Source organism: Micromonospora sp. KC207 (assembly GCF_004348615.1).
Taxonomy (GTDB): domain Bacteria; phylum Actinomycetota; class Actinomycetes; order Mycobacteriales; family Micromonosporaceae; genus Micromonospora.
In genome coordinates, this window is sequence record NZ_SMKJ01000058.1 from 15,835 (window position 1) to 28,307 (window position 12,473).

The following is a 12,473-nucleotide window of genomic DNA, read 5'->3' on the forward strand; positions in this document are numbered from 1 at the left end:
GGAACGCCATCATGACCCAGTCACGCGCCATCCTGCTGACCGGCGCCTCGTCGGGCACCGGCATGTCCTCGGGCAGCGGCAAGGCCACCGCGCTGCGACTGCACCGGGCCGGCTGGCCGGTCTACGCCACCGGACGCAACGTGGAGGCCCTGTCCGACCTCGCCGACGAGGGCATCACGGTGCTCTACCTGGACGTCAACGACGAGGAGTCGATGGCCGCGGCGGTCAAGCGGATCACCGACGAACACGGGGCGGTCGGCACGCTGATCAACAACGCCGCGTACAGCCTCAACGGCACCATCGGCGAGACCCCGATGGACGAGGTCCGCGCCCAGTTCGAGACGAACGTCTTCGGGCTGTGCCGGCTCACCCAGATGGTCCTGCCCGGGATGCGGGAGCAGGGCGGCGGCCGGGTGATCATGATGTCGTCGATCTTCGGCATGTTCGCCACCCCGGGCCGGGGCTACTACCAGGCCACCAAACACGCGCTGGAGGCCATCAGCGACTCCCTGCGCCTGGAGGTGGCCCCCTTCGGCATCAAGGTGGTGGTGCTCCAGCCGGCGCCCATCCTGGGCGGCTTCGTCCCCGACAGCGTCGCCGACCTGGGCATGGACTCGCACGAGAACCCGGCGCTGTACCGGGACTTCTGGGAGCACTTCGTCGACTGGCACCAGGCGTACCGGCTCAGCGACAACCCGCCCCTGCGCGGCAAGATCGCCGTACGCGCGGAGAACGTCGCGAAGGTCCTCGAGACGGCGGTCTCCACCCCGAACCCGCGCATCCGCTACCGCCTCGGCATGCCGCCGCGGCTGCTGCCGAAGATGCGGGCGATCATCGGTGAGCGCGGGTGGGAGAAGTTCGTCCGGGCGTTCTTCCCGATTCCCTGACCGCGAGCACGGGCGGCGCCGACGGATCTCGTCGGCGCCGCTTCGCGGTGCCCGGGGTGCTCTCATGTGGTGCCGCCCGTCAGGTCCGGGATTCGTCGACGCGCAGGACCATCGCCCGTCCGCGCGGCCGCAGCCACAGCAGGGCGAGGACCGCGGCCAGGACCGCGCCGTCGACGAACAGCAGGAACGCGCTGAAGCCGTCGATGCCGTGCCCGTGCGCGTCGACCACGACGTCCGCGCTGGCCCGGCGCGCGGCGTCGTCCAGGGGGGCCGGAGCGACGCCGGTTCCCACGCTGAACCGGTGCGCCCCGGTGGCGCTCGTGCCGTCGGCGAAGGTGACGTGGTACGCGACCGTGTAGTCGCCGGGGGCGCCGAGGCGCAGCGGCAGCCGCAGCCGGGTGGAGCCGGCACGGGTCGCCTCGGTGTCGGTGACCGGCCGGCTGGCGGCGTCGAGCACCGCGACGTGCGACTGCCCCTCGTCGACACCGGCGTCGAAGTCCAACGTCACCTCGGCCGGCGCGGCGGTGAGCACCGCGCCGGCCGGCGGATCGGCGGAGACCAGGCCACCGTCGGCCCGGGCCGCGCCGGGGGTGAGCGCGAACAGCCCGGCGACCGCCGCGACCACGGCGGCGACGGCCGCCCGTCGACGGCCGCCGGACGCGGGGCTCAGCTCACGCGGCATGGGGCACGAGAGGCCGGCCGGCGACACGGTGTCCGCCGCAGCTGCACGTCATCAGCTCCTGCTCGCGCCGGTTGGGGCGCAGGTGCAGGTACATCGCGATCACCATGGGGATGAACACCACCGAGTTGTAGAACAGGTGCAGCTCCACCCGCGGCAGCACGAGCTGGAGGATGCTGGTCGGCACCTTCTGGCCGAAGAACACGGTGCCGGCCTGCGCCTGCCACAGCAACAGGAAGTGCTCGACGTGGTGCCAGAACTGGATGGCCAGCGCCACCGTCCACCAGGTGCGGGCGCGCCCGACGAATCCCCGGCGTAGCGCGAACAGGAGGACCAGCATCACGATGGCGTAGCCGTAGTGCAGCCACTCGGAGGAGACCAGCCACGGGAAGAACTGGCCCAGCACGCCCCGCGACTTGGGCCGGGGCATGCCGAGCACCCAGATCTGGTACGCCTGGACCAGGTGCTCGGCCCAGTGCGCCAGCACGACGACGAGGAAGACGTTGAGGGCCGCCCGGTGGTGGGCCCCGTTGAGCCGCGCGAGCAGCCCCGAGGACGGAGCGGCGGCGAGGGGTTGGGTCATCTTTGGCACCTTCCGTGGGAACGCGGGGGAGTTCGCACTACGGCCCGAGGAGGACGGGACAGCGGCTTGCCGCGAAGCTAACCGGCCGGCCCGCTCCGCGGTTCCTCCAGATTGCCCAGCTGCTGTCGGCAATCCGCCTGCGCGGGACCGGAGCCGTAGCCGCTCAGGAGGCGATCCAGCTGGCGTGGAAACCGCTGGGCACCCGGCCCGGCAGGTGCACCACGGCGACCGGCGCCGCGGTGACGTCGCCGGCGTCGAGCACGACCAGGTCGCTGCGGTCGGTGCGCCCGTCGTGGACGTAGGTCAGCAGCCACCCGTCGTCCTCCGCCGAGAGCGGGCCGCGCGGCACGAACACTGCCTCCCCCGCCTCCCGGCACGGCCCGAAGTCGTGCACCGCCACCTCTCCGCGCAGCAGGTCGTGACGCAGCAACGCCGAGCCGCCCAGCACCCCCGCCCCGGACTGCATGGCCACGGTGTAGGCGTAGCGGTGCGGCATCGTCTTGCGGCGCTCGTCGATGCGGGGGAACTCCTGCGGGATGTCGTCGAGCTGCTCGGCGGCGACGGTGCCGCGGGTCAGGTCCAGCGTCCAGCGCCACAGGGTCGGCGCGGACTCGCCGGGGGCGTGCAGGTCCCGGTCGAAGACGCGGTCGTGGCGCACCACGTCGACCACGCAGGTGTCGTCGACCTCGTAGGCGTTGACGGGGTGGAAGACGTAGCAGGGGTCCACGTCGAACCAGCGCACGTCGGCCCCGCGCCCCTCCCGGGGCAGCAGCCCGATCCGGGCCGGCCGCCCGGGCGACCACGCGTACGGGAAGCGGGAGCCGGCCTGGGCCAGCGCCGGTGCGAAGGTGACCGGAAGGTCGAACAGCACCGAGTGCCGGTCGGTCAGCGCCAGCGAGTGCATCAGCGGCGGCCCGGTGACGTCGACGCGCTCGCTGCGGCGCACCCGCCCGTCCGGGGTCAGCACGAGGTGCTCGACGTACGGCAGCTCGTGGTAGTAGGCCACGGCGAACAGCTCCCCGGTGACCGGGTCGCACTCGGCGTGGGCGGCGAAGCCGTGCGGCAGGGTGGCATCGAAGTCGAGCCGGGCCACGGAGCCCAGCTCGTCGTCCAGCTCGACGGGCAGCACGCCCGCCTCGCCGAGGGCCAGGGTGCGCCCGCCGTGGCGGATGACGTTGGCGTTGGCGTTGTCGGACAGCCCGTGCCGGGGGCCGGGCAGGGCGAGTTCGCCCAGGGCGCGGGTGGTGCGGTCGGTGCGGATCCACCGGTTGCGGTACCACAGCGCCCGGCCGGAGCGCAGGCGCACCCCGTGCACCATCCCGTCGCCGACCAGGGCGTGGCCGGGCCGGTCGCCGCCCATCGGGTTCGGCCCGATGCGGACGAAGCAGCCGTCCAGTTCGGCGGGCAGCCGCCCGGTGACCGTCAGGTCGAGCGCCGTCGCCTCGGTGGCGACGGGGCGCCGGTTGTCGTTGCGGGAAAGGGTCTCGGGGGCGAAGGCGACGACGCTCATTGGATCCTCCACGAGGTGGCGCGATCTTTTACGTATCGCGGTTACGTAACAGCGTTACTTCATTGAACGTACGCCGAGCGTGAGATCATGTCAACGTGAGTCCGCGCCGAATCGACCCGACCCTGGCGACCGCCCTGCTGGAGGCCGCGGCCCGGCTGCTGGCCGAGGAGGGTGCCGCCGGCCTCACCACGCGCCGCCTCGCCGCCGCCGTGGGCACCTCGACGACGGCCGTGTACACGCACTTCGGCGGCATGGACAACCTGGTCCGGGCGATGGTGCACGAGGGCTTCGCCCGCCTGCACCGGCGGATGTCGACCGTGCGGGCCACCTCCGACGCCGTCGCCGACGTGATGGCCCTCGGGTACGCGTACCGGGCCAACTCGCTCGACCACCCGCAGCTCTACCTGGTCATGTTCGGCAGCGCGGCGCTCGGCGGGTTCGCCCTGGCCGACGGCGACCGGCAGCACGGCAAGTACACCCTCCAGCCGCTGGTCGACGCGGTGGCCCGGGCCGCCGAGCAGGGTCGGTTCCGCCCCGGGGATCCGCTGCTGGTCGCCCAGAACATGTGGATCGCCCTGCACGGGCTGGTGAGCCTCGAACTCGGTGGCTACCTCATCGACCCGTACGACGCCGACGTCTGCTTCGAGGCGCAGCTACGCTCGCTGATGGTCGGCGCGGGCGACGAGTACGAGGCGACCGCCACCTCGCTGGCCCGGGCCCGGCGCCGGCGCGCCCCCCGCGGCTGATCCGCCGCGGCAGCCGGCCCGCCGCCGTCGGGCGCCCAGCACCCGGCCCGCCGGCGTCCGGCCCGCCGGCAGCCGGTGGCGTCCCTGGTGGAACGCGCCCTCACCGCATCGCCCCGAGGCGGTGAGCAACGGCGGAGAAGCGACGGCCAGAGCCCGGTGTGATGCTCAGGACGGGTCCCGAGCACGTCCGCAATGGAAGCGCATCCACTCCTGTCCGCCCACGCCGACAGGATCGCCCATCCCCCACGCACCGAAGGACGCCGATGATGCACGGAATCGATTATCTGGTGGTCGGGTCCGGCTCCGCCGGAGCCGCGCTGGCCGCCCGGCTCAGCGAGGATCCCGCCCGCCGGGTCCTGCTGCTGGAGGCGGGCCCCGACTTCGCGACCGTGGCCGAAACCCCACCCGACCTGCTCGACGGCAGCGCCATGTCGATGGACCTCCACGACTGGCACTTCAAGGCCGAGATCACCGACCGCCGGCGGATCATCTTCCCGCGCGGGAAGGTCACCGGCGGTTCCTCCGCCGTCGGCGCGACCATCGCGCTGCGCGGCACCCCGAACAACTTCGACGAGTGGGCCGAGCTGGGCAACCCGGCCTGGGCCTGGGACGAGGTGCTGCCGTTCTACAAGCGGCTCGAGGACGACCAGGACTTCGACAACGAGTACCACGGCAAGGGCGGCCCCATCCCGATCCGCCGGTTCGCGCAGGACGAGATGGCCCCGGTGCAGCACGTGTTCCACGACGCCTGCCTCAAGGCCGGCTTCCCCGAGGTCGAGGACCACAACCACCCGGAGGCCACCGGCGTCGGCCCCATCCCGTCCAACCGCCAGGGCAGCCACCGGTTCTCCACCGCGATGGGATACCTGAGCGAGGCCCGGGGGCGGGAGAACCTGGAGATCCGCTCCGGGGTCCAGGTCAACCGGGTGCTGTTCACAGGCAACCGGGCGCGCGGGGTCGAGGTCGCCAAGCCCGGCGGCGGCACCGAGGTGATCGAGGCCGGCACCGTCGTGCTGGCCGCAGGGGCGGTCAACTCGCCCGCCATCCTCCTGCGCTCCGGCATCGGGCCCGCCGGCGACCTGCGGCGGCTGGGCATCGACGTGGTGCTGGACCGGCCCGGGGTGGGCGCCGACCTGATCGACCACCCGCGCACCGGCGCGTTCATGGTGCCGCAGGAGGGCAGCTTCAACCCCGAGGACGCGTTCCTCCAGACGATCCTGCGCACCACCGCGCCGGGGTCGACGGAGTTCAACGACCTCCAGTACTACATGATCAATCACTTCGACCTGACGCTCTTCCCCGAGCTGCAGATGCTGGCCGCCGCGAAGACCATCTTCGGGGTGATGGTCGTGCACCAGCGGCCCGAGTCCCGGGGACGGCTCACCCTCACCTCGGCCGACCCCACCACGCCGCCGGACGTGGTGCTCAACTTCCTCGACACCGAGCGCGACATCCAGACCCTCGTCGGCGCGGTGCGCCAGTGCTGGCAGTTCATGCAGACCGAGGGCATCCACGACAAGGGACAGCGGTTCGTGGTGCTCGGCGAGGACATGGTCGCCGACGACGAGCTGATGCGCCACTACGTCCGGCTCAGCCTCGACAGCGGCTACCACCCCGTCGGCACCGCCCGGATGGGCGCGGCCGGCGACGAGGGCGCGGTGGTCGACGAGCGGCTGCGGGTGCACGGCATCGAGGACCTGTACGTCTGCGACGCCTCCGTCATGCCGTCGATCGTCAACTGCAACACCAACCTCACCTCCATCATGATCGGGGAGCGGCTCGCCGACTGGCTCAGGCAGTCCTGACCGGTCGTACCGGGCACGGGCGGGCGGCGGTGGGATCCGTGGCCGGTGTGGAGCTGTGGGCGCAGCCGTCGCCGGCCCGCGACGGCGCACCGGGAGCTGAGTCCCGTACGTCATCACCGCCGACCGGGCCGGTCGCTGCCGGAGCCGTGGGTCCTGCGCGCCCCGGCTCGGGCCTACGCGGTCGCGCCCCGGCGGTCACCGTCCGACGTGCGGCGGGCCGCCCGTGGGCGCGAACATGCGGTGTACTGACCTGTTCGTCCCGAACAGCCACATCATCCCGATGAGCGCGGCGATGATCCCGCAGGGACTGTCGCGGGGCAACGCCGACTCCCCCGTCTGGCGGTCCCCTGGCGGCGCTGAACGCGGCGGCGTCCGGCGTGGGCGCGGCCGTCGGCGTGGCCAAGTTGGCCCGCGCCGAGTTCTTCGACCGGCTGCCCGGCCGGAAGATCACCTACACCGAGTACGAGAACCAGAGCGAGGCCCCGATCACGCACCTGAAGGTCGGCACCGCGCTCATGAAGATCGACCAGGCCGAGTTCCACGCGTACCGCGCCGCCGACACGGTCGACGCCAAGGCGGCCAGTGGCGCCGAGTGGACGCTGGAGGAGCGGGCCCGGGTCCGCGCCGACCACGGCTGGGCGACCAAACTGGCCAAGGAGGCGGTGGACATCCTCGCCTCCGCCAGCGGCGGCACGTTCATCTACCGGGACGTGCCGATCCAGCGGGTCGTCCGGACGTCAACGCGATGAACCTGCACGGGCTGATCAACCCCGACACCAACACCGAGCTGTACGGCCGGATCGTCTGCGGCCTGGGCCCGAACACCCTGTTCATCTGAGCCTTCCCACACGTGGCGGGCCGTTCGGCGCACCCCCTCGCCGGGCGGCCCGCCGCACTTCTGCGCCGCCGGCGTCCCGGGCCGGCGCCGAGGCGGTCAGCCCAGCGCGGCGACCCGGGGGCGCAACCCGTCGATCAGCTCCGGCGGGGCGGCGAGCACCCGGCTGCCGCTCACCTCGACGGCGGCGCCGGCCTCGACGGCGATCACCAGGCCGGCCGCCCAGTCCCAGCGGAAGGTGCGATCCTCGACGTACGCGTCGCAGCGGCCGGCCGCGATCCAGGCCAGGGCCAGCGCGGTGGAGCCGAGCATCCGCACCCCGCGCACGTCGCCGGCCAGGTCGGTGACCACGGCCGCCTGCACCCTGCGGTGGGCGACGTCGTAGGCGTACCCGGCGGCGAGGATGACCTCGTCGAGCGCGGCGCCGGCGGGCCGGGCCAGCGGCGCGTCGTTCAGGTACGCGCCCCGGCCCCGGACGGCGTGGAACAGCTCGTCGTGCACCGGGTCGTGGACCACGCCGACGACCGGCCGCCAGCCGTCCGGCGTCTCCTCCTCGCAGGCCACGCTGACGCACCAGAACGGCATCCCGGAGACGTAGTTCACGGTGCCGTCGAGGGGGTCGAGCACCCAGCGCAGCCCGGAGTGGCCGACGTGGCCGCTGCCCTCCTCGGCGACGATGCCGTCGTCGGGCCGGCGGGCGCGCAGCAGCTCCACGATGCGGTCCTCGCTGGCCCGGTCCGCCTCGCTCACCAGGTCGGTGGAGGCCGTCTTGTGGTCGACCCGGCCGTGGTCGCCGAAGCGCCGCAGCAGCTCCCGGCCGCCGAGCCGCGCCGCCTCCTCGGCGACCCGCCGGCAGTCGTCCAGCTCCGCACCGCTGGCCATCGCGCTCTCCTCGTGTCGTCGGCAGGGACGGTCGAGATCCTCGCACCGCGCGGGCGCGGGCACCAGTCGCGTGGATGCGCCGGACGCCGGGGCGGCTGGCCAGACGGCCGCGCCCGTTCGGCCTCACACGCGTCGGCCCCGTCACGCCGAGGGGCGCGGACGGGGCCGACAACCGGGCGTCAGGTGATGGTCGGCCGGTACGAGTAGACGGTGCAGTTCACCATCGACGCGCACCGGCCGCGCGGCTGCGGGTCACACCCGGCTCGGGGCCGCCGAGAGGTCGCCGGTGGCGGTCCCCGCGCGTACGCGGCGGGAGACGACGACGCCGAAGACGGCGGCGGTGAGGAACATGACGAAGCCGTACGTCACCGACGGCATCGCCATCGTGGAGTTGTCGAGCAGCGTCGGGCTCATCCCGATGGTGATGGCCAGGCTGGCGTTGTGCAGGCCGATCTCGAACGCCGAGGCGATCGACTCCCGCTCGCCGACGCGCAGCAGCCGGGGGCCGAAGTAGCCGACCCCCATGCTGATCAGGTTGAACGCCACCACCACGAGGATGATCTCGCCGAGGATGTCGAACACCTCCGCGCCGAGGCCGGCGATCACGCTGGAGATCATCAGGATCAGCACCACCACCGACAGGACCTTGACGGCGCGCTCCATGCGCAGGGCCGCATCGGTGAACCTCGCCCGGATGGCCATGCCGATGGCGATCGGAACCAGCACCAGGGCGAACACCTGGACGACCTTGTCGAACTGGAGGCCGATCGAGCTGTCCGAGCCGACGAAGCCCGCCACCGACAGGTTCACGATGACCGGCAGGGTGAACAGCGCGAGCACCGAATTGACGGCGGTCAGCGAGATGTTCAGCGCCAGGTCCCCCTTGAACAGGTGACTGTAGAGGCTGGCCGTGCTGCCCCCCGGCGAGGCGGCGAGCAGCATCATGCCGACCGCCAGCTCGGGCCGCAGGTCGAACGCGACGACCAGGCCCAGGCAGATCGCCGGCAGGATCAGCATCTGCGAGACCAGGCAGACCACCATCGCCCTGGGGTAGCGCACCACCCGGCGGAAGTCGTCGAGCGTCAACGTGAGGCCGAGCCCGAGCATGACGATGCCGACGGCGATGGGGAAAAGTATGAGCACCGTGTCGTTACTCATGGGAACTCCGCCTTCCGGGGGTGAGGGATCCATGAGTTTCACACCGCCGGCCACCACCCCGGTTCTCGAAGGTTGCCCGATGCGCAAGCCCTTATCGGCGTCAGCTGCACACTGCACCACGCACGACGGCGGACACCGGCGGGGCCGGTGTCGCCGATCGGACAGCTCGGGCGACGGCCGGCCGTGTTGATCGCGTCTACTGTCGAGGCCGCCGCGCCACCACCGTCCGGTGGCGAGTCGTCGACGCGCCCCCGAACGGAAGGCTCACGTGGACCGGGCATCGACCGCCGCTGCGGCGGGAGGGGACGGCGTCGACTCCGGCCCGCCGCCCGAACGACGCCGGGTCCAGGCGCTCACCCGCCGGCTGGACCGGCTCACCGCGAGCTACCGCCAGGCCGAGCAACGGCTCATCGAGCTCGACCGTGAGCTGCGCGACCGCACCGACGACAACGGGCGGCTGCGCCGGACGAGACGAGGTGACCGTCGCCGGCGGGTGCGGCCGGCGGTGCAGGGGCGGGGCCGCCGGGCCGCAGCCACCATGCCTGCACCCACTCCCCCTCGGCCAGCACGAACAGGTCACGACCGGCAAGCGTGCAGGTCAGGCGGGTGCGGCCGGGCGCCGCCGGGTCGCCGGGCAACCGGCCGAGCAGGTGCTCGGGGCCGGCGCGCCGCTGCTCCTTGCGCAGGTTCCGCGACGTGACGACGACCTCGCCACCGTCGACCCGGACGATGGTCAGCCGAGGGCCGGCCGCGACGCCGGCGAGCGCGGTGACCGGGTGGCGCGTCGGCTGCCAACCGGCGGGAATCCACTGCCCGCCGTCGTGGCGCAGCAGCCGGACACCGCCGCGAGGATCGGCGACGAGCAGAATCGGCCCCGACTCGGTGGCCACCTGCGCGGTCGGGCCCACGCCGTCGGGCGGGGCCGGCGGGGAGGCCCAACCCCCGTCACCGGCCGCCGGCGGGGCGACGGGGCTGTCGACCATCGCCGGCCGCCCGGTGACGACTTCCCAGCCGAACGCCCGTCCGTAACCGTCTTCGACGATGAGCAGACGCCCCCGGCGGCGCAGGGACCGGGGGCTGCCGTCCAGCCGGGCGGACCACAGGGGGGTGAGGTCGGTGGCTTCCCACACCGTCAGTTCCCCGTCCGTCGTCGCCACGCAGACGTACCGTTGCTCGCGCGTTCTGACCAGGACGGTCGCCGCGGCCGGGGCGTCGACCAGGACATCGGCCGCTGGCAGGCCCACGGTCTCCTCGCCCGTGGTGGGGGTGGCCCAGGCGGGGACCCAGTCCAGCGGCGGTTGGCCGGGTGGCCGGCAGAGTGCGTCGGCGGCCTCGGGCGCGCCGCCGAGCAGCGCCGCGACCGCGAGGGCGTACCGGCGCGACCGGGTGGGGCGGCGCAGTCGGGCGACGTCGTCGGGGGTCAGCCACGGGACCTGCCGCGCGGCGAGTAATTCGGCCACCGCGTGCGGTTCGCCGTGCACCAGGAACTCCGCGTCGTCGGCCTGTCCCTTGACGTACCCGTTGCGGACACTGCGGAAGGCCGGGCGTTCGGGCAGGGCGATCGTCGATCGGGATTCGCCGCGAAGCCGGCGGAGTTGAAGCTCGGCCTCGGCGAGGAGGGCCTCGGCGCGGTTCTCGGCCCGGGCGACGATCTTCTCGGCGGTGGCCTCGGCCTGCCGGTGGGCGTCGCGGCGGTCCCGCTCGATGCGCGTCCCGGCCTCCGCCCTCGCCGTCGCCAGCAGCTCCGCCGCCTGTCGCCGGGCCTGCGCCACCAGCCGCTCGGCCTCGTCGGCGTGGCGGCCGATCTCCCCCTCGCGCGCCGTCAGGTCCTGCCCCTGGCGGCGGGTCCGGGCGGCGAACTCCTCGGGCGTGACGTCTCCGAACTCCCGCAGACGGGCCGCGAGGGCCTCAGCCCGGTCCAGGGCGGCCCCGAGGTCGCGGCGCAGCCGGTCGACTTCCGCCGCCCGCGCGTCCGTGGCGTGCCGCAGGTCCACCAACTCCTGTTCGAGGCGTGCCTGGTGGTCTCGCAGCCGCCCGACGCGCCGGGTGAGGGCTCTTTCGCGGCGGCTGCGGTCGGTGGCCGGCTCGCCCGTCGGGTCGGCCGGTGGAAGGACCGCTCTCTCGATGGCCGCAGCCGCCGTCACCGGCTCGCCGCCCGCCGGCCGAGCCCGCCCCGGATCCGCCTGACTGCCATCCATCGGGCCCGAGCAGAGGCGGCGGACCCACGCCGGGCGGCCCTCACGCCGGGGTACGTCCGGCTCGCACCCGTCGGTCGGGCCGAAGTGGACGGTCGGGTCGCCCGCGCCCGGCGCCGGGGCGGCTCCCACAGCCGATCGGACCCGACGGCCGACCGGCCGGCCGACCAGCGGCAGACTCCGTCTCTGGTGACTTTCGGCGAGTCGTCCGGCAGCGACCCGGCGAAGACCTACTACCACTGCGCACCCCGAGGGCCCCTGCTGACCCGCCCACCGCGTGCCCGAGTCCGTGCGGGTCACGACTACGCTAACCAGTCGTGCGCCTCGTACTCGATCACGACCTGGCCTGGCGCGACTGGGCCGTCGCCCTGGCCGGCGCGGTCGTGCTGCTGGTCGCCTCGTGGGCGCTGCTGATCGTGTCGGCTCGCCGGCTGCCGCCCGGCGTCCTGCGAGATCTCGCCGCCTTCATCCCGGACTGTGTCACCACGGTCCGCCGGCTGCGCAGGGATCCCCGGGTGCCCCGCCGGGCGAAGATCGCCGTCCTGGTCGCCGGGCTCTGGCTGGCCAGCCCTGTCGACCTCATTCCCGAGTTCCTGCCCGTCATCGGTCCCCTCGACGACATCGTCGTGGTGGCGCTCGCCCTGCGCTACGCCGGCCGGCAGGTGCCCCGGGACGTCCTGCTGGCCGCCTGGCCGGGCGAGCCGCGTCTCATCGAGCGGCTCCTCGGCGCGTCGGCCGCGTCACACGAGCCCCGTGCGGTTGAGGCCGACAGCATGCCTCGACACTAAAAGCCACCGATCCCCGACTTTCCGTAGGATCCGCCGGGGAGCGGCGAGGCCGATGGTGGGGAGGATGCGGGAACAGACCGCGATCAGCGGCGTCGATTGGGGCGCCCATCCAGTTCGACCGGATGCGGATCCACTCCCGACGGCCGGTCGACCTGACTCTGCGTCATGTTCCGCCGATCCGCGGGACACCCCGTACACCCCCTTTGCTCTGCACCCATACCCGCAACACGGCCGCCGAGCGGGGCGCACACGGAATCGCGGATGGGCGGGGGACGCGACGGCTCGTTGCGCTGCGTGGGCCGTTGCGTCGGCGGGTGCAGAGCAAAGGGGTCAGAGCGAAGGGGTGCGCTGTCGGGCCGGGTGGTCGCGCCGTGTCACGTACCAATGGCGGTTCGGGGTGTGTGG

The 12,473-nt window shown here is 73.3% G+C and carries 11 protein-coding genes; 5 read left to right on the top strand and 6 right to left on the bottom strand.

Annotated elements, in window-relative coordinates:
- The first annotated feature begins 11 nt into the window (after positions 1–11).
- Positions 12–887 (top strand): SDR family NAD(P)-dependent oxidoreductase, encoded by an 876-nt coding sequence (locus E1258_RS10165; RefSeq protein ID WP_132399022.1) that lies wholly within the window; start codon positions 12–14, stop codon positions 885–887.
- A gap of 79 nt (positions 888–966) precedes the next feature.
- On the opposite strand, the gene E1258_RS10170 is transcribed toward E1258_RS10165, so the two are convergent.
- From E1258_RS10170 to E1258_RS10180, 3 genes are all read right to left on the bottom strand, one after another.
- The gene (locus tag E1258_RS10170) at positions 967–1,569 is read right to left on the bottom strand and encodes a copper resistance CopC family protein (protein WP_132399024.1); all 603 of its coding nucleotides are present in this window, start codon (positions 1,567–1,569) and stop codon (positions 967–969) included.
- The gene (locus tag E1258_RS10175; RefSeq protein ID WP_132399026.1) at positions 1,559–2,149 is read right to left on the bottom strand and encodes a hypothetical protein; all 591 of its coding nucleotides are present in this window, start codon (positions 2,147–2,149) and stop codon (positions 1,559–1,561) included. The genes E1258_RS10170 and E1258_RS10175 overlap by 11 nt, the downstream gene beginning before the upstream one ends.
- Before the next feature lie 163 nt (positions 2,150–2,312).
- On the bottom strand, positions 2,313–3,659 hold the full coding sequence (locus E1258_RS10180) for a carotenoid oxygenase family protein (RefSeq protein WP_132399028.1): 1,347 nt from the start codon (positions 3,657–3,659) through the stop codon (positions 2,313–2,315).
- Between the two features lie 95 nt (positions 3,660–3,754).
- Here E1258_RS10180 and E1258_RS10185 point away from each other — a divergent pair, with 95 nt between their 5' ends.
- From E1258_RS10185 to E1258_RS34545, 3 genes are all read left to right on the top strand, one after another.
- A complete protein-coding gene (locus E1258_RS10185) occupies positions 3,755–4,405 on the top strand; it encodes a TetR-like C-terminal domain-containing protein (protein WP_132399030.1) in 651 nt (216 codons plus the stop codon).
- 263 nt (positions 4,406–4,668) lie between these two features.
- The gene (locus E1258_RS10190; RefSeq protein ID WP_243715313.1) at positions 4,669–6,210 is read left to right on the top strand and encodes a GMC family oxidoreductase; all 1,542 of its coding nucleotides are present in this window, start codon (positions 4,669–4,671) and stop codon (positions 6,208–6,210) included.
- Between the two features lie 377 nt (positions 6,211–6,587).
- Positions 6,588–6,959 (top strand): hypothetical protein, encoded by a 372-nt coding sequence (locus E1258_RS34545; RefSeq protein WP_243715314.1) that lies wholly within the window; start codon positions 6,588–6,590, stop codon positions 6,957–6,959.
- 185 nt (positions 6,960–7,144) lie between these two features.
- Here E1258_RS34545 and E1258_RS10200 read toward each other — a convergent pair whose 3' ends face one another.
- From E1258_RS10200 to E1258_RS10210, 3 genes are all read right to left on the bottom strand, one after another.
- A complete protein-coding gene (locus E1258_RS10200) occupies positions 7,145–7,927 on the bottom strand; it encodes an inositol monophosphatase family protein (protein ID WP_132399032.1) in 783 nt (260 codons plus the stop codon).
- 252 nt (positions 7,928–8,179) lie between these two features.
- On the bottom strand, positions 8,180–9,085 hold the full coding sequence (locus E1258_RS10205; protein WP_132399034.1) for a bile acid:sodium symporter family protein: 906 nt from the start codon (positions 9,083–9,085) through the stop codon (positions 8,180–8,182).
- 407 nt (positions 9,086–9,492) lie between these two features.
- Positions 9,493–11,283 (bottom strand): ATP synthase F0 subunit B, encoded by a 1,791-nt coding sequence (locus tag E1258_RS10210; protein WP_132399036.1) that lies wholly within the window; start codon positions 11,281–11,283, stop codon positions 9,493–9,495.
- Positions 11,284–11,597: 314 nt separating this feature from the next.
- Between E1258_RS10210 and E1258_RS10215 the strand changes: the two genes are divergently transcribed.
- On the top strand, positions 11,598–12,068 hold the full coding sequence (locus E1258_RS10215) for a YkvA family protein (RefSeq protein WP_243715315.1): 471 nt from the start codon (positions 11,598–11,600) through the stop codon (positions 12,066–12,068).
- Positions 12,069–12,473 lie beyond the last annotated feature (405 nt).

Excerpts from the sequence above, each read along its gene's own strand:
- E1258_RS10165 (WP_132399022.1), top strand. The coding sequence starts at position 12 with ATGACCCAGTCACGCGCCATCCTGCTGACCGGCGCCTCGTCGGGCACC.
- E1258_RS10170 (WP_132399024.1), bottom strand. The coding sequence starts at position 1,569 with ATGCCGCGTGAGCTGAGCCCCGCGTCCGGCGGCCGTCGACGGGCGGCC.
- E1258_RS10175 (WP_132399026.1), bottom strand. The coding sequence starts at position 2,149 with ATGACCCAACCCCTCGCCGCCGCTCCGTCCTCGGGGCTGCTCGCGCGG.
- E1258_RS10180 (WP_132399028.1), bottom strand. The coding sequence starts at position 3,659 with ATGAGCGTCGTCGCCTTCGCCCCCGAGACCCTTTCCCGCAACGACAAC.
- E1258_RS10190 (WP_243715313.1), top strand. The coding sequence starts at position 4,669 with ATGATGCACGGAATCGATTATCTGGTGGTCGGGTCCGGCTCCGCCGGA.
- E1258_RS10200 (WP_132399032.1), bottom strand. The coding sequence starts at position 7,927 with ATGGCCAGCGGTGCGGAGCTGGACGACTGCCGGCGGGTCGCCGAGGAG.
- E1258_RS10205 (WP_132399034.1), bottom strand. The coding sequence starts at position 9,085 with ATGAGTAACGACACGGTGCTCATACTTTTCCCCATCGCCGTCGGCATC.
- E1258_RS10210 (WP_132399036.1), bottom strand. The coding sequence starts at position 11,283 with ATGGATGGCAGTCAGGCGGATCCGGGGCGGGCTCGGCCGGCGGGCGGC.